The following is a 23487-nucleotide window of genomic DNA, read 5'->3' on the forward strand; positions in this document are numbered from 1 at the left end:
GGCCTCCCCGTCACCGGGGAGTCGGCCCGACGCTAGGAACGATCGATGACCGGCCGGCCACCGCCCGGAGGACACCGGGTGAACTCTCGGCGCCGGCCGGGTGCTCAGCCCTGCGACGCCCGGTGCTCGCGCAGCACCTCGGCCGCCTGCGGCAGCACGTCCGCGAGGTCGCCGACGACCGCGAAGTCCGAGATCTCGAACAGCGGGCACTCCGGGTCGTTGTTCACCGCGACGATCACCTGCGAGGCCTGCATGCCGCCGCGGTGGTGCGGAGCGCCCGAGATGCCCGCGCCGATGTACAGGCGCGGCGCCACGGTGACGCCCGTCTGCCCGACGAACTGGTCGTGCCAGCCCTCGTACACGGCGTCGCGCGTCGCGCCCACGGCGGCGCCGAGCGCGTCGGCGAGCTCGACGACGGGGCCGAAGTCGCCGTTCGTGCCGCGGCCCCCGGCCACGACGATCGCGGCCTCCCCGAGCGCGGGGCGCCCCGCGCCCGCGGACGCGTCGACCGTGCGGGACACGACGCGCGCCGCGGTCGCCGCCGGGGTCAGCTCGACGCGCAGCGCCTCGACCTCGGTCGCGACGGCGGCGTCCGCCGGCTGCGGCACGACCGAGTTCGCGCGGAGCGTCAGCACCGCAGGGTCGGTGAGGATCTCGCTGCGCACGTCCCACGAGCCCGCGAAGACGCGCTTGTCGGCCACGAGGTGGGTGCCGTCGTCGTGCAGCGCGGAGGCGTCGACGACGAGGCCGGCGCCCGTGAGGAACGCGAGGCGCGCCGCGGCCTCCTTGTTCGGGAACGACGACGTCAGCAGGACGGCGTCGGCGTGCGACGCGCGCGTGGCGGCGGCGAGGACCTCGGCGACGACGGGCGTCAGGTGCAGCGCGTCGCCGGTGACGACCTCCCCGCCCGACGACGGCTCGGCCTGGCGCACGAGCGCGACGCCGTGCGCGCCGAGCTGGGCGAGGACGCCGACGCTCGGCGCCTCGAGCGCGACGGCCTCCACGCGCCCGAGCGCGCGGCCGAGGGTGATCAGCTCCAGCACGGGCGTCCGCAGCTCGGTGGCCGCGGAGTCGAGGAGGACGAGGACGGTACGGGCCCCGGGGGTGCTCATGTGCGGACGCCTCTCAGACCAGGTCGTTGCGGATGAGGAACTCGGCGAGGGCGCGGCCGCCCTCGCCCTTGTCGACGACGATCTCGGCGTCGGGGCGCGGCGGCCGCGGCGACGCGTCGAGCACGCGCGTGCGGGCTCCGGCGTCGCCGACGAGCGCGGCGTCGACGCCGAGGCCGGCGAGGCTCCACGCCTCCACGGGGCGCGTGCGCGCCGCCATGATGAGCTTGAAGTTGGGCATGCGCGGGTCGTTCGCGTGGTCGGTGACCGACACGACGGCGGGCAGCGGCGCCTCGAGGACCTCCTCGACGCCGTCGAGCTCGCGCGTGACGCGCGCGGTGCGCGCGCCCGGCTCGCCCTCGACCTCGAGCTTCCCGGCCAGCGTGAGCTGCGGCAGGCCGAGCTCGGCCGACAGGAGCGCCGGGACGACGGAGCCCAGGCCGTCGAGCGCGGCCATGCCCGTCACGACGACGTCCACCGGGGCCTCGTCCGCGAGGCGGCGCACGGCGGCGGCGAGCACCCGCGCGGTGCCGAAGTAGTCGGAGCCCGCGATCGCGTCGTCGCTCACGCGCACGCCGCGGTCCGCGCCGAGCTGGAAGGAGCGGCGCACGGCGCCGTCGGCGTCCGGCCCCGCGACGGTGAGCACGACCACCTCGCTGGTCTCGCGCTCCGCCTCCGGCAGCGCCTCCTTGAGGCGCAGCGCGGCCTCGACCGCGTTCTCGTCGAGCTCGTTGAGCGTGCCCTCGTCGGCCCGGCGCACCACGCGGCCGTCCTCGAAGCCCCGGTCGGCGTGGATGTCCGGGACGTACTTCACGGCGACGACGATCCGCATCGGCTGCTCTCCCTGTGCGCTGGGCGGTCGGCCGGAGAGGTACCCGGCCCGCTCCGCCGAAGCCTACCGGCGGGCGACCGGAGGAGCCGGTGACACCCGCCACAATGGACGGGTGCACGAGCCGTCGCCCGACCCGAGACCCGCCCCGCCGACCGCGCCCGGGAGCGTCGACCGGCACGCCCTCGTCCCGCCGCTCGGGGCGCGCCCCGCCGGGGACGGCGTCGACGTCGCCGTGCTCGCGTCGCACGCGACCGCCGTCGAGCTGTGCCTCGTGGACGTCGTCGACCCGGCGCTGCCCGCGCACGACCCGGCGCGCTACCGCGAGCGCCGGGTCCCGCTCGCCGGGCCGGCCTACGGCGTCTGGCACGCGCACGTCCCGGGCGTCCGCCCCGGCCAGCGCTACGGCTTCCGCGTCCACGGCCCGTGGGAGCCCGCGGCCGGGCTGCGCCACAACCCGGCGAAGCTGCTCGTCGACCCGTACGCGCGGGGCCTCGTGGGCGAGCTCTCCGACGACCCGGCGATCCGCGGCCAGGTCGGCGACGACCCGTACGGCGCGCCCGACCCGCGCGACTCGCTGCCGTTCGTCCCGCACTCGGTCGTGGTCGCCGAGCCGGCCGGGACGCTCGCTCCCCGCCCCCGCGTCCCGTGGCGCGACACGGTGGTCTACGAGGCGCACGTGCGCGGCCTCACGCAGCGCCTGGAGGCGCTGCCCGAGCACCTGCGCGGGACGTACGCGGGCGTCGCGCACCCGGTGACGATCGAGCACCTGCGGAGCCTCGGCGTGACCACCGTCGAGCTGCTCCCCGTGCACGCGAACGTGCCGGAGCCGCACCTGCTCTCGAGCGGCCGCACGAACTACTGGGGCTACTCGACGCTCGGGTTCTTCGCGCCCCACGCCGCGTACGCGACGCGCGCCGCGCAGGACGCCGGGCCGGCCGCCGTGCTCGACGAGGTGCGCGGCATGGTGCACCTGCTGCACGAGGCGGGGATCGAGGTCCTGCTCGACGTCGTGCACAACCACACGTGCGAGGGCGGGGCTGACGGGTACCACCTGTCGTGGCGCGGCCTCGACAACGCCGGGTACTACCTGCACGACGGCGGCACGCCCGCGCGCCTCGCGGACGTCACCGGGACGGGCAACTCGCTCGACTTCCGCCGCCCCGCGGTCGTGCGGGCCGCGCTCGACTCGCTGCGGTACTGGGCCGAGGTCGTCGGGGTCGACGGCTTCCGGTTCGACCTCGCCGTGACGCTGGGCCGCGGCGCGACCGGGTTCGACCCGGACCACCCGTTCCTCGTCGCGCTCCAGACCGACCCGGTGCTGTGCGGGCTCAAGCTCGTCGCCGAGCCGTGGGACGTGGGCCCCGGCGGCTGGCGCACCGGCCAGTTCCCGCCGCCGCTCGCGGAGTGGAACGACCGGTTCCGCGACGCGGCCCGCCAGTTCTGGCTCGCGGACGCGCGCGAGGCGTCGCACGGGCGCCCGGGGCACGGCGTGCGCGACCTCGCGACGCGCCTCGCGGGGTCGGCCGACCTGTTCGGCCACTCGGACCCGCCGCTCGTGCGCGGGCCGGTCGCGTCGGTGAGCTACGTGACCGCGCACGACGGCTTCACGCTCGCCGACCTGGTCGCGTACGACCACAAGCACAACCTCGCGAACGGCGAGAACAACCGCGACGGCACGGATGACAACCGGTCCTGGAACCACGGGCTCGAGGGCCCGGTCACCCCGGACGCCACCGCGGGCGGCGTGCTCGACGGGCTCGGCGTCGAGATCGCCCCGCTGCGGCGCCGTTCGATCCGCAACCTCCTCGCGACGCTCGTGCTCGCCGCGGGCACCCCGATGATCACCGCGGGCGACGAGATGGGCCGCACCCAGCGCGGCAACAACAACGCCTACGTGCAGGACGACGAGACGTCGTGGGTGTCGTGGGACCTGTCCCCGTGGCGCAAGGACCTGCTCGCCACCGCGCGCCACCTCCTCGCGCTGCGGCGCGAGCACACCGCGCTGCGCCCCGACGCGTTCTTCACCGGCCGCCCGCGCCCGGCGGCGCCGGACGGCCCAGCCGGTGCGGTGTCCGGTGCGGGGACTGGTGCGGCAGCCGGCACGGGGACCGGTGCGGAAGGCGGCACGGGGGCCGGCACGGCGGCCGGTGGGGAAGGCGGCACGGGGGTCGGCACCGCGGCCGGCGGCGGGCAGGGCCCCCGCCCGACGGCGGTGCCCGACCTGGCGTGGTTCGACGCCGACGGAGGACCGCTGGACCACGGGGCGTGGCACGACCCGGGCGTCCGGACGCTCCAGATGCTGCGCACCGCCCCCGAGCCCGGCGACGCCGACGTGCTCGTCGTGCTCACCGGGGCGCTCGACCCGGTCGACGTGACGCTCCCGGGTCTGCGGGCCGCCGCAGGCGGCGAGCCCGAGCGCTGGGAGCTCGTGTGGGACTCCGACTGGGAGCACCCGGACGACCCGGACCGCTCCCCGGGCGAGAGCGCCGCCCGCCCGGGCGACGTCGTCGGGCTCGAGGCGCTGAGCCTGCGCGTGTACGTGTCCCCCACCCCGCAGAGGTAGAGCCGAGGTCTCCCGAGGTAGAGCCGTGGTCTCGCGAGGTAGAGCCGTGGTCTCGCGAGGTAGAGCCGAGGTCGCCGAGGTAGAGCCGTGGTCGCCCCTGCCCGCCGGGGTCTGGACACGTGCTCTACTCTTCCCGCATGAGTGACAGCGCGGTCGACTCCTCCCCCACCCCGCCCACGATCGAGGACCCCGAGGTCGTCGTCGTGGGGGCCGGGCTCTCCGGTCTCGTCGCGGCGACCGAGCTCACGGCCGCGGGTCGCCGGGTGGTCCTGCTCGACCAGGAACCGGCGGCGAGCCTGGGCGGTCAGGCGTGGTGGTCGTTCGGCGGTCTCTTCCTCGTCGGCTCGCCCGAGCAGCGGCGCATGGGCGTCACGGACTCCGCCGAGCTCGCGTTCGACGACTGGCTCGGGTCCGCGCAGTTCGCGCCCGGCGCGGACCGCGGCGAGGGCCCCGACCGCCACGGCTACGCGTGGGCGCAGGGCTTCGTCGGCTTCGCCGCCGGGGAGATGCGCGGCTGGCTGCACGACAAGGGCGTGCGGTGGTTCCCGCTGGTGCAGTGGGCGGAGCGCGGCGGGTACCCGGTGCGCTCGGGCGCCGACGGGTCCGCCGCCGGCGCGCACGGCAACTCCGTGCCCCGCTTCCACGTCACGTGGGGCACCGGCCCGGGCATCCTCGAGCCGTTCGTCCGCGCCGCCCTGGACGCGCGCGCCGCGGGCCTGCTCGACGTCCGGTTCCGGCACCGGGTCACGTCGCTCGTCGTGACCGACGGCGCGGTGACGGGCGTGCGCGCGCAGGTGCTCGCGCCGTCGGACGCCGGGCGCGGGGTGCCGTCCTCGCGCGACGTCGTCGGGGAGGTCGAGATCGCGGCGAGCGCCGTCGTCGTGACCTCGGGCGGCATCGGCGCGAACCACGAGCTCGTGCGCTCCCGCTGGCCGCAGACGGCGGGCCGGCTCCCCGCCCGCATGCTGTCCGGCGTCCCCGACTCGACCGACGGGCTCATGATCGGCGTCGCCGCCGACGCGGGCGCGGCCCTCGTGCACGAGGACCGCATGTGGCACTACCCGGAGGGGATCGCGAACCACTCGCCGGTGTGGACGGACCACGGGATCCGCATCCTGCCGGGACCGAGCTCGCTGTGGCTCGACGCCGACGGCAACCGGCTGCCCGCCCCGCTGTTCCCCGGCTTCGACGCCCTCGGCGCGCTCCAGCACGTCACCGAGCGCGGCGACGACCACTCCTGGTTCGTGCTCAACAAGGCGATCATGGAGTCGGAGTTCGCGCTGTCCGGCTCGGAGCAGAACCCCGACCTCACGGGCAAGGACGTGCAGCTCCTCGCCCAGCGGGTGCTGCCCGGCGCCGTCGGGCCGGTCGCACGGTTCGCCGAGCAGTCGCCGGAGTTCGTGTGGGCCGACACCCCCGAGGAGCTCGCCGCCCGGATGAACGCGCTCGTCGAGGCGACGCCGGGCTCGCGCGGGCACGTCGACCCGGCGGCCCTGGCGCGCGTCGTCCGCCTGCGCGACGAGCAGGTCCGCACGGGGCTGGGCAAGGACCCGCAGGTCGTCGCGACGGCGATGGCGCGCCGCTACCGCGTCGACCGGCTCATCCGCGTGTCGCCGCCACGGCCTCTGACGACGCCGAAGGACGGGCCGCTGCTCGCCGTCCGCCTCTCCGTGCTGACGCGCAAGACGCTCGGCGGCCTGTGGACGGACACCTCCGCGCGGGTCCTGCGCGCGGACGGGTCCGTGCTGCCCGGGCTCTGGGCCGCGGGCGAGGCGGCCGGGTTCGGCGGGGGCGGCGTGCACGGCCACCGCGCGCTCGAGGGGACGTTCCTCGGCGGGTGCCTCTACTCCGGCCGTGTCGCGGGCCGCGCGGTCGCCGCCGACCTGGGCTGACCCGGGTAGGGTCGGCGACCATGACCGTGCCCGACGACGCGTCCCCGGCCCCCGCGCCCGGCGCCCCCGCGGCGGTCGACCACCTCGACGCCCCCGCGTGCGAGCGCCTGTTCCGCCGCAACGGTCTCCCGCTGCTCGTCGAGGGGCACTCGCTCGACCGCGACGTGTTCGGGCGGTCGGCGCCGTTCCTGCTCGTCGTGCTGCTCGCCGAGCTCTCCGGCGCGGTGCGCTCGGTCTGGCCCGCGTGGGCGAACGCGCTCGCGCTCCTCGGCGCAGCGGCCCTCGTCGCGGCCGCGTACGCGGGGCTCAACGTGGTGCGCGGCCGGCCGTGGTCCACGCTCCCTCAGTCGGTCGGCGTCCCCGAGCTCGCGTTCTTCGTGCTCGTGCCTGCCCTCCTGCCGGTCGTGTTCGGCGGGCAGTGGGGCGACGCCCTGCTCACCGTCGTCGGCAACCTCGTGCTGCTCGGGGTCGTGCGGGTCGTCGTCGGGTACGGCGTGCTGTCGTCGCTGTGGTGGGGGCTCGCGCGCGTCACCGACGAGCTCGGCGCCGCCCTGCTGCGGCTCGTGCGCCTGCTGCCGCTGCTGCTCGTGTTCTCCCTCGTGCTCTTCTACAACGCCGAGGTGTGGCAGGTGTTCGACCGCACGCACGGCGTCGCCGACCTCGTGCTCGGCGCGTTCTTCGCGCTGCTCGTCGTGCTGTTCGTCGGGCTGCGCTCGCCCGCGGAGGCGCGCGAGGCGCTCGCGGAGACCGCCGCCCGCCACCCCGGGCACGAGCGCGCGGCGCGCTTCAGCCGCGGCCAGACGGCGAACCTCGCGACGATGATCGCGACGAGCCAGCTCCTCCAGGTCCTCGTCGTGAGCCTCGGCATGGGCGTGTTCTTCATGGCGCTCGGCACGCTCACGGTGACCCCCGAGGTCATGGCGCTGTGGGACGTCGACGGCGGCACCTGGCAGCGCACGCTCTCGCTCGTCGGCGGGGGTGGCGTCGGCGGCGCGGACCTCGTCGTGACGCAGACCCTGCTGCGCGTCTCCGTCGCGATCGCGACCTTCACCGGCCTGTACTACGCGATCTCCGTGCAGGTCGACGCCGTGTACCGGGAGGAGTTCGTGGACGGCATCGAGACCCAGCTCGCCGACGTGCTGCGCGCGCGCTCGCGCTACCTCGACCTCCTCGCTCCACCCCCACCCGCGGGATAGAGGCCAGGTAGACCGAGGTAGAGGTCAGGTACGCCGGAGTAGAGGCCAGGTTCACGACCACGCCTCTACCACGACGGACCAGGGCTCTACCTCGGCGAGGAAGGTCGCGAGCTGCCTGCGCGGCGTCGGAGCGCGAGGCGACGCGACTCCGCGAGACGACAGCCGACCGCAACCGGGTCGCCCAGGTCCGCCCAGGTGAAGCGCACGACCGTCCAGCCCGCTGCCACGAGCGCCGCCTCGCGGACGTCCTGTGCGCGCCGGACCTCTGCCGGGTCCCCGTACTCCCCGCCGGAGTACTTCACCGCCCCGTCGAACTCGATCACCAGCCGGGCGTCGAGCCAGGCCAGGTCGACGACGTACGTCCCACGCGACGTCACCACCGGTACCTGCGGGCGAGGTGCGGGCAGACCGCCGAGCACGGCCGCGAGCCGCACGAGCGTCTCCCCCGGGGACTCCGACCTCGGGTCCGCAAGCTCGAGAGCGCGCCGCGCCCGCACGACGCCGCGCTTGCCGCGCGACTCCTCGACGATCGAGTCGACCACGTCCCGATCCGCACCCAGGCGCAACGCGGAGTCCACCACGACGAGGCTGCGCTCGAGCGGCAGCGACCGCGCACAGTCGACCAAGGTGCGCTCGAGACTGGTGACAGGGACGCCGTCGAGGACTGCGCGGTCACGGACCGGTAGATCGGTCCAGTGCCGACGCACGGCTGCGTCCCGTTCTCTCGTCACGTTCGGGTGGCCGAGCTGGGTCAGGTGCGCGAACGGCGGGAGCCGCCAGGTCCAGCAGCCCCAGAGCAGAGCCGCGGTGTCGTGGCTCACCCAGAACGGCGTCACGAGCCGGTCGACCAGTCCGCGCACCTCGCCGAGCAGCCACTCCTCGCGCTCCGACGGCGCGGAGTGCGCCGAGGGGAGGTAGACGCCGCGCCGTACCCGCACGAGCTCACCGGCGCGTGCTCGCGCTGCCAGCTCCGCGCGGCGTCGACGCACGTAGGGCACAGCAGGCGGAACCCTCCGAGGCCCGTTGCTGTCCGCGGTGTAGCGACCGGAGGGGCGGGTCGGGACCAGACCGGCCCCGAGCCTGCGCCGTGCTGCTGGGTCGTGGCTGGTCGGGAAGCTGCCCGTCGTCTCGTCCATCGGCCCAGCGTGCCGGTCGCCACCCCGTCGCGGGGCGAGTACGGCAGATCTGTGGATGACGAAGGCGCCGCCCCTGCACGACGGTCCGCCGCCGTCGACCTCCGTCCATGGACGGACGAGCCGAGAGGGCCTGGCCGACGACGGCCAGGCCCTCTCGCCATCGCATGACGCATCCGCCTCGCGTGACCACACCTCTACCTCGCGTGACCGCACCTACCTCGCGCGACCAGGACGCTACCTCGTGCGACCTCGGCTCTACCTCACGCGACCACGCCTCTACTTCGCGTGACCTCGGCTCTACCTCGCGCGACCAGGGCTCTACCTCGCAGCCGGAGGTTGTATCTCGGCGGCGGGGGGTCAGGCGTTGGTGACGAGGCCCAGCTCGGCGACGCTCGGGAGGCCGTCGTGGGTCGGGACGACGCGGACGGTGTAGCCGAACGGTCCGGACGCGTCGAGCACGACCTCGCCCGCGAACGCGTAGCGGCCGGCCTCGTACGTCTCGGCCAGCGCGAGCGGCTCGGCCGTGAACTCCTCGATGACGTCGGCCTCGCTGACGCGACCGTGCACGACCTGCACCTGGACGTCCTCGGGGCGCAGGTCGCCGAGCGACACGTACGCGCGGACCGTGAGGCGGTCGCCGACCTGCGGCACCTCGCCGATGCCGGCCGAGTCGACGTGGTCGACGCGCACGCGCGACCAGCCGTCGCGCACGGCGTGCTTCCACTGCGCGAGCTCCCGGGCGGGCGCGAGCCCGTCGGCGGCCAGCGCGCGCCCGGCCGCGGCGGCCGGGGCGTACAGGCGCGTGACGTACTCGCCGACCATGCGCGTCGCCTGGACCTTGGGGCCGAGCGTCGCGAGCGTGTGCCGCACCATCTCGAGCCACCGGCCGGGCACGCCGTCGGCGTCGCGGTCGTAGAAGCGGGGCGCGACCTGCTGCTCGACGAGGTCGTAGAGCGCGGCCGCCTCGAGGTCGTCGCGACGGTCCGCATCCTCGACGCCGTCGGCGGTCGGGATGGCCCAGCCGTTCTCGCCGTCGTACCACTCGTCCCACCACCCGTCGAGGATCGACAGGTTGAGGCCGCCGTTGAGGGCCGACTTCATGCCCGACGTCCCGGACGCCTCGAGCGGGCGCAGCGGGTTGTTGAGCCAGACGTCGCAGCCCGGGTAGAGCGACTGCGCCATGGCGATGTCGTAGTTGGGCAGGAAGACGATGCGGTGCCGCACCTCGGGGTCGTCCGTGAAGCGCACGAGCTGCTGGATGAGCCGCTTGCCCTGGTCGTCCGCGGGGTGCGACTTGCCCGCGACGACGAGCTGGACCGGTCGCTCGGGGTGCAGCAGCAGCGCCTTGAGCCGCTCCGGGTCGCGGAGCATGAGCGTGAGCCGCTTGTACGTGGGGACGCGGCGCGCGAACCCGATGGTGAGGACGTCGGGCGAGAGGACGTCGTCGACCCAGCCGAGCTCCGCCGGGGTCGCGCCGCGCTCGCGCCAGGACTTGCGCACGCGGCGGCGCGCCTCGTCGACGAGCCGGCCGCGCATCTCGCGGCGGATCGCCCAGAGCTCGCCGTCGCCGACGGCGCCCTCCCCGTCGCCGCGCAGCCAGCGCGACGACGCGTGCTCGGCCGTGAGCTCGTCGAGCCCGAGCCGCTCGGCCTCGAGGGCCGCGAGCGCCGGGTCGACCCACGTGGGCGAGTGGACGCCGTTCGTCACCGAGGTGATCGGGACCTCGCGGGCGTCGAAGCCCGGCCACAGGCCCTCGAACATGCCGCGCGACACCTCGCCGTGCAGGAGGGAGACGCCGTTCGCCCGCCCGCCGAGGCGCAGGCCCATGACGGCCATGTTGAACACGGTCGGGTCGCCGCCGTCGTAGTCCTCGGCCCCGAGGGCGAGGACGCGCTCGACGGGCAGGCCGTCGACGGCCATGTCGCCGCCGAAGTACTGCGTGACGAGGTCGCGGCCGAACCGGTCGATGCCGGCGGGCACGGGCGTGTGCGTCGTGAAGACCGTCGCGGCGCGGACGGCCTCGAGCGCCGCGTCGAACGTGAGGCCCTGCTCGACGAGCTCGCGGATGCGCTCGACGCCGAGGAACCCCGCGTGGCCCTCGTTGGTGTGGTAGACCTCCGGCTCGGGCGCGCCGGTGAGGCGCGACCACAGGCGCAGCGCGCGCACGCCGCCCACGCCGAGCAGCAGCTCCTGCTGGAGGCGGTGCTCGCCGCCGCCACCGTAGAGGCGGTCGGTCACCTTGCGCGCGGCCTCGTCGTTGCCGGGCACGTTCGAGTCGAGCAGGAGCAGCGGCACGCGGCCGACGGCCGCGACCCACACGTGCGCGTGGAGCGTGCGACCCCCGGGCAGGGCGAGCGAGACGCGCGCGGGCGTGCCGTCGTCGTCGCGCAGGAGGGTGAGCGGCAGGCCGTCCGGGTCGAGCAGCGGGTACGTCTCGACCTGCCAGCCGTCGCGCGTGAGCGACTGCTTGAAGTAGCCGGCGCCGTAGAGGAGCCCGACGCCGACGATCGGCACGCCGAGGTCGCTCGCGCTCTTCAGGTGGTCGCCCGCGAGGATGCCGAGGCCGCCGGAGTACTGGGGAAGCACGGACGTGATGCCGAACTCGGGCGAGAAGTACGCGATCGCGGCCGGGAGAGATCCACCGCCCTCCGACGCCTCCGCGGCACGCTGCTGGTACCACAGCGCGTCGTCGAGGTAATGGCGCAGGTCGGCCGCCGCGGCACGCACGCGCTCGACGAAGGCGCCGTCGGCGGCGAGCTCCGCGAGGCGCTCGGGACCGAGCGCACCGAGCAGCGCGACGGGGTCGCCGTGGACCGCCGCCCACGTCTCGGGGTCGATACCGGCGAACAGGTCGCGCGTGGGCGCGTGCCAGGACCAGCGCAGGTTGTGCGCGAGCTCGTCCAGGTCGCGCAGCTCGGCGGGCAGCAGGGTGCGGACGGTGAACCGTCGGATGGCTCTCACGGGGACGAGACTACGCAGCCTGGCGCCGGTGCACACCCCCGCGCCGCAACCTGTGTGTAACGCTTGCATGAAATTTCACCCGGGTATCGTGCGCGACCCGTGCGCGACGCGCCGACCCCTCCCCCAGGTGCCTGGCCCCCGTGCCCCTCGATACGTTGTGCGTGTGACGTCGACCCCTCCGGCCCTCGCGCCGCACCGCCCCCGCGCCACCGGTGCCCCTCGCCCCCGAGGCGGCGCCCCCGCCCCCGCCCCCGCCGCACCCGTCGGACGCATCCCCGTGCTCGAGGTGTCGCCCGTCGTCGAGGGCGGCCGGTGGCCCGCCAAGGCCGTCGTCGGCGAGATGGTACCGATCGAGGCGACCGTCTTCCGGGAGGGCCACGACGCCGTCGCCGCGACCGCCGTCCTCGTCGCGCCCGACGGCTCCGAGCGCACGGCGCCCATGGTCGACGTCGCCCCCGGCCTGGACCGGTTCCGCGCCACGCTCCACCCGGACGCGGTCGGCGACTGGTCGCTGCGCGTCGAGGCGTGGAGCGACCCGTACGGCACGTGGGCGCACGACGCGACGGTCAAGGTCGCGGCGGGCGTCGACGTCGAGCTCATGCTCGCCGAGGGCGTGCGGCTCTTCGAGCGCGTCCTCGCCGACGCCGTCCCCCTCCCCGGGCGCGACGGCACGCCCGGCCTCCGGACCCCCGCGGACGAGCGCACGCTCGCCGACGCGCTCGCCGCCCTCGCCGACGCGACCCGCCCGGCCGAGGCCCGGCTCGTCGCCGCGACGTCGCCCGAGGTGCGCGGCGTCCTGGAGCGCGCCCCCCTGCGCGACCACGTCACGGCGTCGGCCACGTACCCGTTGCGCGTCGAGCGCCCGCTCGCGCTCGCGGGCGCGTGGTACGAGATGTTCCCGCGCTCCGAGGGCGCCCGGCGGCTCAAGGACGGGCGCTGGCGCTCGGGGACGTTCACCGCGGCCGCGCGCCGTCTGCCCGCGATCGCGGAGATGGGCTTCGACGTCGTCTACCTGACCCCCGTCCACCCCATCGGCACGACGCACCGCAAGGGCCGCAACAACTCCCTCACCGCGCTCCCCGGTGACCCGGGCAGCCCGTACGCCATCGGGTCGAAGGACGGCGGCCACGACGCGATCCACCCCGAGCTCGGCAGCGAGCGCACGTTCCGCGCGTTCGTCAAGGAGGCCCGGCGGCACGGGCTGGAGGTCGCGATCGACCTCGCGCTGCAGTGCTCGCCCGACCACCCGTGGGTCGCCGAGCACCCCGAGTGGTTCACGACGCGCGCCGACGGCTCCATCGCCTACGCCGAGAACCCGCCGAAGAAGTACCAGGACATCTACCCGCTCAACTTCGACAACGACCCCGAGGGCATCTACGCCGAGGTGCTGCGCGTCGTGCGCGTGTGGATCGACCGCGGTGTCACCGCGTTCCGCGTCGACAACCCGCACACCAAGCCGCTCGACTTCTGGGAGTGGCTGCTCGCCGAGGTGCGCGCGACGAACCCCGAGGTCGTGTTCCTCTCCGAGGCGTTCACCAAGCCCGCGATGATGCACACCCTCGCGCGCATCGGGTTCCACCAGTCGTACACGTACTTCACGTGGCGCAACACGCGCGACGAGCTCGCGGAGTACCTCACCGAGGTCTCGGGCGAGGCCGGCGCCTACATGCGCCCGAGCTTCTGGCCCACGACCCACGACATCCTCCCGCCGTACCTCCAGCACGGCGGCGTGGCGGGCTTCGCCGTGCGCGCGGTGCTCGCCGCCCTCGGCGCCCCCACCTGGGGGATCTACTCCGGGTACGAGCTCGTCGAGAACGTGCCGCGCCCGGGCGTCGAGGAGCAGATCGACAACGAGAAGTACGAGTACAAGCCGCGCGACTGGGCGCTCGCCGACGAGATCGGGATCTCGACGCTGCTCGCGCGGCTCAACGAGATCCGCCGCGACCACCCCGCGCTGCGCCAGCTCCGCAACCTCACGGTGCACCCGACGACGAACGACCAGGTGCTCGCGTTCTCGCGCCACCTGCCGGCCGAGCACTCGCCGACCGGCGAGGCGGACACGGTCGTCGTCGTGGTGAACCTCGACCCCCACTCCCCGCAGGAGTCGAACGTGCACCTGGACCTCGCGGCCCTCGGCCTCCCCCCGCTCGCGGACGGCCAGGACCCCTGGGCGCCGTCGTTCGTCGCGCACGACGAGCTGACCGGCGAGAGCTACGGCTGGGGGCAGGACGTGTACGTGCGGCTCGAGCCGCTGCGCCAGGTCGCGCACGTCATCCACGTGAGGGCCTCGTGACGCTCCCCCGGGACGCGGCCCCGGTCCCCGTGCGGGGACCCGCCGCCGGTCCCGCTCCCGTGCCCCCGCTCACCGCGCCCGTGCCCGTCGCGGCGCTCCCGCCGCGCCGCCAGCCGGCGCCGCCCGTCGAGACGCGCCCCGGGCTGTCCGACGACCCGGACTGGTACCGCACGGCGGTGTTCTACGAGGTGATCGTCCGCGCGTTCTCCGACTCCGACGGCAGCGGGACGGGCGACCTGCGCGGGCTCATCGACCGCCTCGACTACCTCCAGTGGCTCGGCATCGACGCGCTGTGGCTGCCGCCGTTCTACCCGTCGCCCCTGCGCGACGGCGGCTACGACGTGTCCGACTACACCGCGATCGCGCCGCAGTACGGCTCGACGTCGGACTTCGCCGAGCTCGTGAGCGAGGCGCACGCGCGCGGGATGCGCGTCGTCATCGACCTCGTCATGAACCATACGAGCGACCAGCACCCGTGGTTCCAGGCGTCGCGCGCCGACCCGGAGGGCCCGTACGGCGACTTCTACGTGTGGAGCGACGACGACACGCGCTACCAGGACGCGCGCATCATCTTCGTCGACACGGAGACGTCCAACTGGACGTTCGACCCGGTGCGGCGCCAGTTCTTCTGGCACCGCTTCTTCTCCCACCAGCCCGACCTCAACTTCGAGAACCCGCGCGTCGCCGACGCGATGCTCGACGTCGCGCGGTTCTGGCTGCAGATGGGGGTCGACGGGTTCCGCCTCGACGCGGTGCCGTACCTCTACGAGGCCGAGGGCACCAACTGCGAGAACCTGCCGCAGACGCACGAGTTCCTGCGCCGGGTGCGGCGGATGGTGGACACCGAGTTCCCGGGTCGCATCCTCCTCGCCGAGGCGAACCAGTGGCCGCGCGACGTCGTGGACTACTTCGGCACCGAGGAGGAGCCGGAGTGCCACATGTGCTTCCACTTCCCCGTCATGCCGCGCATCTTCTACGCGATCCGCGACCAGCGCGCGAACCAGGTCCTGGAGATCCTCGCCGACACGCCCGACATCCCCCCGGGCGCGCAGTGGAGCACGTTCCTGCGCAACCACGACGAGCTCACGCTCGAGATGGTCTCGACGGAGGAGCGCGCGTCCATGTACGGGTGGTACGCGCCCGACCCGCGCATGCGCGCCAACGTCGGCATCCGCCGTCGGCTGGCGCCCCTGCTCGACAACTCGCGCAAGGAGGTCGAGCTCGCGCACGCGCTCCTGCTCTCGCTCCCGGGCAGCCCGTGCCTGTACTACGGCGACGAGATCGGCATGGGCGACAACATCTGGCTGCCCGACCGCGACGCCGTGCGCACGCCCATGCAGTGGACGCCCGACCGCAACGCCGGATTCTCCACCGCGGACCCGGGCAAGGTGTACCTGCCGCTCGTGCAGTCGCTCGTGCACCACTACGGTTACGTCAACGTCGAGGCGCAGCTCGAGCAGTCGACGTCGCTGCTGCACTGGGTGCACGGCATGCTCAAGGTCCGGCGCCGCCACAAGGCGTTCGGCACGGGCGACTTCGTGGCGCTCGAGTGCGACAACGAGTCGATCCTCGCGTTCCTGCGGCGCACGCCCACGGAGACGATCCTGTGCGTGGCGAACCTCTCCGCGACCGCCCGGTCCGCGGCGGTGCACCTGCCGGGGCACGCGGGCGCGACGCTCACCGACGTGTTCGGCGGCGCGCACTTCCCGGCGGTCGGGGACGACGGGCGCGTCGTCATGACGTGGGGGTCGCGCGACTTCTACTGGCTCGTCGTCGGGGGTCCCGAGGGCACGACCCCCTGACGCCCGGCGAGATCGGGCGCGTCGTGGTCGGATGGAGCCTGCCGCCGTCGTGACCCGACGGCGGGCCCCCGGGCACCCCCGGGGCCACGACCTGCCGACGACCCGACGACCCAGCCACAGGGAGGCGCGCATGACGCTCCGACGGACGGACCTTCCCTCCTCGGAGCTCATGACGCTCCTCGACGCGTGGCTGCCGGAGCGCCGGTGGTACCCCGTCAAGGGCGTCGCGGTGCGGCACGTGCCGTGGCTGTCGTTCGCGCTCGATGTCCCGGCGACGGCCGGGCAGGACCCGGCGCGGGCCCCGCGCGTCGTCCTCCACCTGCTGCGGCTGCTCGGGGACGGCGTCGACCTCGTCGTGCAGGTGCCGCTCGTCCTCGAGCCGGTCGACGCGGCGCCCGCGGCCCCGGGCGACGTGCACACCCCTGGTGGCGCCGCCCCGTCCGCCGGTCCGGGGCGCGCGCCCGCCGCGCCGCTCGGGACGGTGCACGACGCGGGGGGCGGCGCGACCACCGGGACGGCGTGGCTCGTGCACGACGGCGCCGCGCACCCCGCGTGCTGGGCGGCGCTCCTGGCGGTCGCCCACTGGGAGACGACCCCCGCGGCCGGGGGCGCGGGCACCGACCCGCTCGACCTCGCGGGCGGGCGCGCCCTGAGCGTCGAGCAGTCGAACAGCTCGGTGCTGCTGCCCGGCGTCGCCGGCGGCACGATGCTCAAGGTCCTGCGGGCCATCGCGATCGGCCCCAACCCGGACGTGACGATCCCGCGCGCGCTCGCGGCCCAGGGGTGGGCGGGCGTCCCGCGACCGCTCGCCTGGCTCGAGGTGGGGTGGGACGCGACCGACGACCCGGCCGCTCCCGGGCACGCGCCCGACCCGGCGTCGCCCCGGTCGGCGCACCTCGCGATCCTCAGCGAGTTCGTCGACGGCGCGCGCGACGGCTTCGACCTCGCGTGCGCCTACGCCGGGCAGGGGTCGTCGTTCGCCGACCTCGCCGCCGACCTCGGCCGGGTCCTCGCCGACCTGCACGCCGCGCTCCGACGCGCGTTCGACGTGGGCTCCCCCGTCGACGCGCGCTGGCTCGTCGCCGACCTGCGGCGCCGCTCGGACGACGCTGTCGCGTCCTCGAGCGCGCTCGGCCGGCGCGCGACCGAGATCGCCGCGTTCTGGGACCGCACGGCGGCGCGCCTCGCGTCCGTCACGCGCGTCCCCGACGTCCTCCCGCGGCTCCAGACCGTCCACGGCGACCTGCATCTCGGGCAGGTGCTGCACGCCCGCCGGTTCGGCTGGAAGGTGCTCGACTTCGAGGGCGAGCCGCTGCGGCCGGTCGCGGAGCGCACCCGCCCCGACCTCGCCCTGCGCGACGTCGCCGGGATCGTGCGCTCGTTCGACTACGCGGCCGCCGTCGGGCGCGCTCCCGACGCCGCGTGGGCCGTCCAGGCGCGCGCCGCGTTCCTCGACGCGTACGAGCGCGCGGACACCGCGGGCGTCGACCACGCGACCTCGGAGGCGCTCGTCCGCGCGCTCACGCTCGACAAGGCGCTCTACGAGGTCGTCTACGAGTCGCGCAACCGTCCCGACTGGGAGCCCATCCCCCTCGCCGCCGTGGACCGCCTCCTCGCGGGCAACGCCTGACGTGCGCGGTCGCCCGACCGCACGCACCGGACCGTCCGGCGAGCCCGTCCTGTGAGGGTGCGCGGGACGTGGAAAGGTTGCCCCATGACCGGGCCCGCCGCTTCCGCCACCCCGCCCCCCGTCGTCGTGCCGCAGGACGCCCTCGCCGCGGCCGCGGGCGGGCGCACGTTCGACCCGCACGCCGTGCTCGGCCCGCACCTCGCGGACGACGCCGCGGACGCGCGGGCCGTCGTCCGCGTCCTGCGCGCGCTCGCGGACGAGGTCGTCGTCGTCACCGCCGACGGCGAGCACCCGGCGGTGCACGAGCAGGACGGGGTGTGGGCCGCCGTCGTGCCGGTGCACCAGGACGCCGACGGCACCCGGCACGCCCCCGACTACCGCGTCCGCGCCCGCTACGGGCACGAGTCCACGACCGTGGACGACCCCTACCGGTTCCTGCCCACGCTCGGCGACGTCGACCTGCACCTGATCCGCGAGGGCCGGCACGAGGAGCTGTGGCGCGCGCTCGGCGCGAACGTCCGCACCTACCCGAGCGCGCTCGGCGACACGACCGGCACGGCGTTCGCCGTCTGGGCGCCCAACGCGCGCGCGGTCCGCGTCATCGGCGACTTCAACGGCTGGGGACCCACGCACCCGATGCGCTCGCTCGGGTCCACCGGGGTGTGGGAGCTCTTCGTCCCCGGCGTCGTCGCGGGCGCGCGCTACAAGTACGAGATCCTCGGGCCCGACGGCTCGTGGCGCCAGAAGGCCGACCCGCTCGCCAAGGCGGCCGAGGTGCCCCCGGCGACGGCGAGCGTCGTCGTCGAGTCCCGGTACGAGTGGTCCGACGACGCGTGGCTCGCCGAGCGCGCGGCGCACGACCCGCACACGCAGCCGCTCAGCATCTACGAGGTGCACCTCGGCTCGTGGCGCCAGGGCCTGTCCTACCGCGACCTCGCGGAGCAGCTCACGGCGTACGTCGTCGAGCAGGGGTTCACACACGTCGAGCTCCTGCCCGTCGCCGAGCACCCGTTCGGCGGGTCGTGGGGCTACCAGGTCACGGGCTACTACGCCCCGACGTCCCGGTTCGGCCACCCCGACGACTTCCGCTACCTCGTCGACCGCCTGCACGCCGCCGGGATCGGCGTCGTCGTCGACTGGGTCCCCGCGCACTTCCCGCGCGACGAGTGGGCCCTCGCCCGCTTCGACGGCACGCCCTGCTACGAGCACGCCGACCCGCTGCGCGGCGAGCAGCCCGACTGGGGCACGTACGTCTTCGACTTCGGCCGCAACGAGGTCCGCAACTTCCTCGTCGCCAACGCCACCTACTGGCTCGAGGAGTTCCACGTCGACGCGCTGCGCGTCGACGCCGTCGCGTCCATGCTCTACCTCGACTACTCGCGCGGCCCCGGCCAGTGGCACCCCAACGTGCACGGGGGCCGCGAGAACCTCGAGGCCATCGCGTTCCTCCAGGAGGCCAACGCCACCGCGTACCGGCGCACGCCCGGCGTCATGATGATCGCCGAGGAGTCGACCGCGTGGCCTGGCGTCACCCGGCCCACCTCCGCGGACGGCCTCGGGTTCGGGCTCAAGTGGAACATGGGCTGGATGAACGACTCCCTGCGCTACGTCGCCGAGGAGCCGATCAACCGCCGGTACCACCACCACGAGATCACGTTCTCCATGGTCTACGCGTACTCCGAGCAGTTCGTGCTCCCCATCAGCCACGACGAGGTCGTGCACGGCAAGGGCTCGCTCTACGGGAAGATGCCCGGCGACGACTGGCAGAAGCGCGCCGGCGTGCGCGCGTTCCTCGCCTACCAGTGGTCGCACCCTGGCAAGCAGCTCCTCTTCATGGGCAGCGAGATCGGCCAGCACTCCGAGTGGAACGAGGGCCGGTCGCTCGACTGGGACGGCCTCGCCGCCGACCCGGGCCGGCAGGGCGTGCAGCGCGTCGTGCGCGACCTCAACGCGCTGTACCGCGCGACCCCGGCCCTGTGGGAGCTCGACCACGACCCCGCGGGGTTCGAGTGGCTCGACGCCGACGACGCCGACCACAACGTCCTCGCCTACGTGCGCCGCGGGCGCGACGGCGGCGAGGTCGCCGTCGTCGTGAACTTCGCCGGGACGCCGCACGAGGGCTACCGCGTCGCGCTGCCGTCCAGCGGCGCGTGGCGCGAGGTCCTCAACACCGACGCGGAGGTCTACGGCGGCTCCGGTGTCGGCAACCTCGGCGAGGTCGCGGCGGAGCCCGTCCCGTGGAAGGGGCGCGCGTACTCCGCGGTCCTGCGCGTCCCGCCGCTCGGCGCGCTGTACCTCGTCCCGTCGCCGAGGTAGAGGCCCGGTCCGCCGAGGTAGAGGTCTGGTCTACCGAGGTAGAGGCCTGGTCCGCCGAGGTAGAGGTCTGGTCACCCTGGGTGGTGGGTGGGGTGGTGGCGCCACCGCCCCACCCACCCGGCTTCGTCTCGCCTCATGCGGGGGGTCATGAACGACGGCGGCCGGTCACCTCACGGTGACCGGCCTCCGTCGTGCGTGCGCGGGTTCGTCGGTAGAGCGCGGGTGCGTCAGTAGAGGCTGATCGCGAGGCGCTGGCGGGCCTTGCCGACGCGGGGGTCGGTGGGGCCCACGACCTCGAAGTAGTCGAGGAGGCGCACGCGGAGCTTCTCCTTGCCGTCCGCGTCGGCCCCGGGCAGCAGGTCGAGGAGCCGGTCGAGGGCGTCGTCCACGTGCCCGCCGAGCAGGTCGAGGTCGGCGATGGCGAGCTGGGCGTCGACGTCCTGCGGTGCGGCGGCGGCCGCGGCGCGGACCGTCGCGAGGTCGGCGTCGCGGGTGCGCTGGAGGAGGCGGACCTGCGCGAGACCCGCGACGGCGAGCGCGTCGCGCGGGTCCTGCTTGATCGCCTTCTCGTAGGCCGCGACCGCGGCGTCGAGGTCGTCGCGCTCGATCGCGTCGTACGCCTCCTGGTGCAGCGGCGGGAGCTCGGGCTCCGGCTCGGAGGCGGGCTCCGCGGGGCGCTCGGGCTCGCCGTCGGCGCCCTGGGCGGGCGCACGACCGGTCACGCCGTTCGCCTCGGCCGCCTGGAGCACCTGGTCGAGCACGGCGCGCACCTGCTCGACGGGCGCGGCACCCTGGAACAGCGGCACCGGCTGACCCTGGAGGATCGCGACGACGGTCGGCACGCCCTGGACCTGGAACGCGGCCGTGATCTGCGGGTACGCCTGGGCGTCGACGCGGGCCAGGAGGAAGCGGCCGGCGTACTCGTCGGCCAGCGCGCCGAGGTCGGTGCCGAGCTGCGCGTTCGCCTGGTCCGTCGGGATCCACAGGAGCACGACGACGGGGTACTGCGCCGAGTCCTGGACGAGCTGACCGAACGTCTCGTCCGTGACGTCGACGACGTACCCGCCCGCGGCGGGCGCGCCGCCCTCCTCGCCGGGCGGGCGTGACTGCGGCCTGGTCAGCGCGGACAGGTCGACCGCGCCGCGCACGTCGAACGTGGGCTGGGTGGGTTCGCTCATGGTCGCAATCCTACGGAGCGTCAGGAGTTCGCGACCGACGTCGCGACGTGCTCGTTGCCCACCACGCGGATCTTCTCCTCCGAGCCCGCGGGCGGCACGTAGAGCGCGACGACGTCGACGTAGCCGACCTTCAGCACGTTCGTCGGGGCCGCGTCCCCGTACAGCGCCTTGATCGTCTCGGTGTCCGGCGGCACCTGCGCGCCCTCCTCGGCGGTCATCGACTCCTGCGAGGTCATGGCCCCGACCACGAGGGCGCCGCCGTCCGCGGTCCGGACCGCGCGCACAGGCTCGTCGGGGTTGGGCGTGAACGTCAGCGCGTAGGCGCCCGCGGCGGGCTCGAGCGCCGTCGTCCAGTCCTGCGCGCGCTTCGCGAGCAGGGCGCGGAACGAGTCCTCCTCGAAGGAGCCGGCGAACCCGGAGCCACCACCCAGGTTGAGCACGTCGGCGTACTGCGCGACGGCGTCCGTCGGCGTGACGAGCAGGCTCGAGTCGTCGGGAGCGACGTCCTCGCTGCCGATGCTCGGGTCCGCGAAGCTCGGCATGGTGACGCCCGGCAGGAGGCGGACCCAGGCCCAGAGCTGGTAGTCGCCGCGCGCGGTGTCCTGCTCCAGCACGGACAGGCGCGGCGTCTGCAGGTTCTCGGGCTGCACGCTCACGGCGAACGACGTGCGCGGCCAGGTCTGCGTCGTCGGGATGACGACCTGCTGCGCCTCCGTCGGGAGCTCGGTCACGAGGTCGGCGTTGCCGCGCGCGGCGGCGACGGCGAGCTGGCTCGTGCGGATCGCGAGCGCCGGGCCCGTGACGCGGCCCTCGAGCTGGGCCGCGTCGTTGGTCTCGCTCGCCGCCGCGAGCGCGGCGGCGACCGCGTCGAGGACGGCGGTCTCCTGCGCCTCGGTGAGGACGGGCGCGGGCGGGTCCTGCGTAGGGTCGGGCTCGGGCGTCGGGAGGGGTGCGGAGCAGGCGGCGAGCAGGAGCGCGCCGACCAGTCCCCCGGCCACCCCGCCGAGGTGACGACGGGCGCGGCGGGCGCGGGCCGTGTCGCGGGCGGTGCTGGTCATCGGGTGCTGTCCTTCGTCTCGTCCGGGTCGCTCTCGGGTGCGGGCGCCGGGGCGCTCTCGTCGCTGCCGGGCGTGAAGCCCCACGCCCGGCGCCAGGCGTCGGCGCGCGTGGTCGCACTGTCCTCCGTGGTCGGGTGCGCGCTCGCGTCGACGGTCGGCTGGGCCGCGGTGCGCGGGCGGCGCTCGCCGCGCGCGACGATCGGGATCTGGCCGGTGAGCCACGCGCGGCGCGGCTTCTGGGCGCGGGCCTGCTGCTGCGCGAGGCGGTCGGCCTCCTCGCGCTCGCGCAGCTCACGCCGCGTGAGCATGCGCACCTGGGCCGTGTCGGTCGGCACCTCGCCGTCGGGCGCGTCGCCGTCGTCCGACGACGTCCCCGCCGTCGTGCCGGCCGGCGCGACCGCCGGGGTCGCGGAGGTCGTGGTACCGCCCGACGGCCCGCGGCGGCGCGGGCGCAGGCTCGCCGCCCCGATGCCGAGGCCGAGGAGGATGAGGACGGCACCGCCGATGACGCCGGGCCACAGGAACGGCGTCTCGACCTGGCGCGGCCACGAGAGCTCGACGGTGGGGGCGACGGCGTCCTCGCCCACGCCGGCGGCGAGGAGCTGCCAGCGGCCGGGCTGGTCGGACCAGCGCAGGCTCGCCGAGCCGGCGCCCGTCGCCTCCTCCAGCCACATGTCGGAGCCGGCGGGGTCGACACCGACGACGGGGGCCTCCGCGGCCGCGTCGCCCTCGGCGGGCGTCTCGCCCTCCGCCGGGCTCTCGGCGTCGGCAGGTGCCTCGGCGTCGGCCGGGCTCTCGCCGTCCGCGGGTGACTCCCCGTCCGCGGGCGCCTCGCCCTCCGCGGGCTCGTCCTCCGCGACCGGTGCGTCGACGGCGCGCGTCGCGAGCGCGTCCCAGTCGGACAGGCCGGTGACCAGGCCGTGCGGGTCCTCGCCGACCCACCCGGTCACGTCGGCCTCGCGGCCGATCGCGAGGGTGACCTGCTGCTCACCGGGTGCTGTCGCGCGGATCGTCACGTCCTCGGCGACGAGGTCGAGGACCCCGGGCGCGGTGACGAGCACCGTGCCGTCGCCGGTGTACGCCGTGGTCGCCACGACCGTGTCGCTGTCCCGCCAGACGGTGGCGGACGCGACACCGAGGCCGACGGCGACCAGCCCTCCCACGAGCAGGAGGGCGGCGATGATTCGTTGCAGCACCGAGGTTCCCTTCGTCGATCGACGTTCAAGGATAGGTGCGAAACCCCTCGTGGATCGACCGAGACGCCTCGCCTGTGGATCCTCACGAACCGTTCACGTGCCCCTCCCGGGACGGTCTCACCGCTCCCAGGGAACGTCGTGCCCGGCGGCCGAGAGGGCCGCCGTTCCCGCGAGGGAGGACCGCGCGCGCAGCACTGCGACCATCGTCTCACCCCCACCAATCCGGGTATTCAGGACAGCGTGATCCCCGTATCCTGGTCGGAGCACGGCGGGGCCGTGGCACGACCGCCGCGCCCTCCCTCCCCGGGAGGGGACGCCGACCGGC

The 23487-nt window shown here is 75.0% G+C and carries 14 protein-coding genes; 7 read left to right on the top strand and 7 right to left on the bottom strand.

Features of this window, described 5'->3' with window-relative positions:
* Positions 1–104 precede the first annotated feature (104 nt).
* Positions 105–1112: an electron transfer flavoprotein subunit alpha/FixB family protein gene (locus MT994_RS18985; protein ID WP_137281226.1), complete on the bottom strand. Its 1008-nt coding sequence runs from the start codon at positions 1110–1112 to the stop codon at positions 105–107.
* Between the two features lie 13 nt (positions 1113–1125).
* Complete coding sequence (locus tag MT994_RS18990; RefSeq protein WP_354807547.1) at positions 1126–1941, bottom strand: electron transfer flavoprotein subunit beta/FixA family protein; 816 nt, start codon at positions 1939–1941, stop codon at positions 1126–1128.
* A 112-nt stretch (positions 1942–2053) separates the two neighbouring features.
* Between MT994_RS18990 and glgX the strand changes: the two genes are divergently transcribed.
* The 3 genes from glgX (at position 2054) to MT994_RS19005 (ending at position 7592) form a co-directional block, all read left to right on the top strand.
* Positions 2054–4504 carry a glycogen debranching protein GlgX gene (glgX, locus tag MT994_RS18995; protein WP_354807549.1) on the top strand — a complete coding sequence of 817 codons (2451 nt, stop codon included), beginning with the start codon at positions 2054–2056 and terminating at the stop codon, positions 4502–4504.
* A 137-nt stretch (positions 4505–4641) separates the two neighbouring features.
* The gene (locus MT994_RS19000) at positions 4642–6396 is read left to right on the top strand and encodes an FAD-binding dehydrogenase (RefSeq protein ID WP_354807550.1); all 1755 of its coding nucleotides are present in this window, start codon (positions 4642–4644) and stop codon (positions 6394–6396) included.
* Positions 6397–6416: 20 nt separating this feature from the next.
* Positions 6417–7592 carry a hypothetical protein gene (locus MT994_RS19005; RefSeq protein WP_354807552.1) on the top strand — a complete coding sequence of 392 codons (1176 nt, stop codon included), beginning with the start codon at positions 6417–6419 and terminating at the stop codon, positions 7590–7592.
* Positions 7593–7678: 86 nt separating this feature from the next.
* On the opposite strand, the gene MT994_RS19010 is transcribed toward MT994_RS19005, so the two are convergent.
* A complete protein-coding gene (locus MT994_RS19010; RefSeq protein ID WP_354807554.1) occupies positions 7679–8590 on the bottom strand; it encodes a DUF559 domain-containing protein in 912 nt (303 codons plus the stop codon).
* A gap of 495 nt (positions 8591–9085) precedes the next feature.
* Complete coding sequence (glgP, locus tag MT994_RS19015) at positions 9086–11689, bottom strand: alpha-glucan family phosphorylase (RefSeq protein WP_086150736.1); 2604 nt, start codon at positions 11687–11689, stop codon at positions 9086–9088.
* A 277-nt stretch (positions 11690–11966) separates the two neighbouring features.
* Here glgP and MT994_RS19020 point away from each other — a divergent pair, with 277 nt between their 5' ends.
* From MT994_RS19020 to glgB, 4 genes are all read left to right on the top strand, one after another.
* Positions 11967–13982: an alpha-1,4-glucan--maltose-1-phosphate maltosyltransferase gene (locus MT994_RS19020; protein ID WP_354807574.1), complete on the top strand. Its 2016-nt coding sequence runs from the start codon at positions 11967–11969 to the stop codon at positions 13980–13982.
* A complete protein-coding gene (treS, locus tag MT994_RS19025; RefSeq protein WP_340697605.1) occupies positions 13979–15784 on the top strand; it encodes a maltose alpha-D-glucosyltransferase in 1806 nt (601 codons plus the stop codon). Before MT994_RS19020 ends, treS begins: the two co-directional genes overlap by 4 nt.
* Positions 15785–15914: 130 nt before the next feature.
* Complete coding sequence (locus MT994_RS19030) at positions 15915–17414, top strand: aminoglycoside phosphotransferase (protein WP_194521006.1); 1500 nt, start codon at positions 15915–15917, stop codon at positions 17412–17414.
* Between the two features lie 84 nt (positions 17415–17498).
* On the top strand, positions 17499–19730 hold the full coding sequence (gene glgB, locus MT994_RS19035; RefSeq protein ID WP_354807556.1) for a 1,4-alpha-glucan branching protein GlgB: 2232 nt from the start codon (positions 17499–17501) through the stop codon (positions 19728–19730).
* Between the two features lie 227 nt (positions 19731–19957).
* Here glgB and MT994_RS19040 read toward each other — a convergent pair whose 3' ends face one another.
* Genes MT994_RS19040 through MT994_RS19050 form a run of 3 tightly spaced genes read right to left on the bottom strand, consistent with a single transcriptional unit; the run spans position 19958 to position 23162 of the window.
* A complete protein-coding gene (locus MT994_RS19040; RefSeq protein ID WP_354807557.1) occupies positions 19958–20908 on the bottom strand; it encodes a tetratricopeptide repeat protein in 951 nt (316 codons plus the stop codon).
* A gap of 20 nt (positions 20909–20928) precedes the next feature.
* A complete protein-coding gene (locus MT994_RS19045) occupies positions 20929–21966 on the bottom strand; it encodes a hypothetical protein (protein ID WP_086150741.1) in 1038 nt (345 codons plus the stop codon).
* Positions 21963–23162, bottom strand: coding sequence for a hypothetical protein (locus MT994_RS19050; protein WP_354807559.1), 1200 nt, complete (start codon positions 23160–23162; stop codon positions 21963–21965). The genes MT994_RS19045 and MT994_RS19050 overlap by 4 nt, the downstream gene beginning before the upstream one ends.
* Positions 23163–23487 lie beyond the last annotated feature (325 nt).

This window comes from Cellulosimicrobium sp. MI9406 (genome assembly GCF_040595865.1).
Taxonomy (GTDB): domain Bacteria; phylum Actinomycetota; class Actinomycetes; order Actinomycetales; family Cellulomonadaceae; genus Cellulosimicrobium; species Cellulosimicrobium funkei.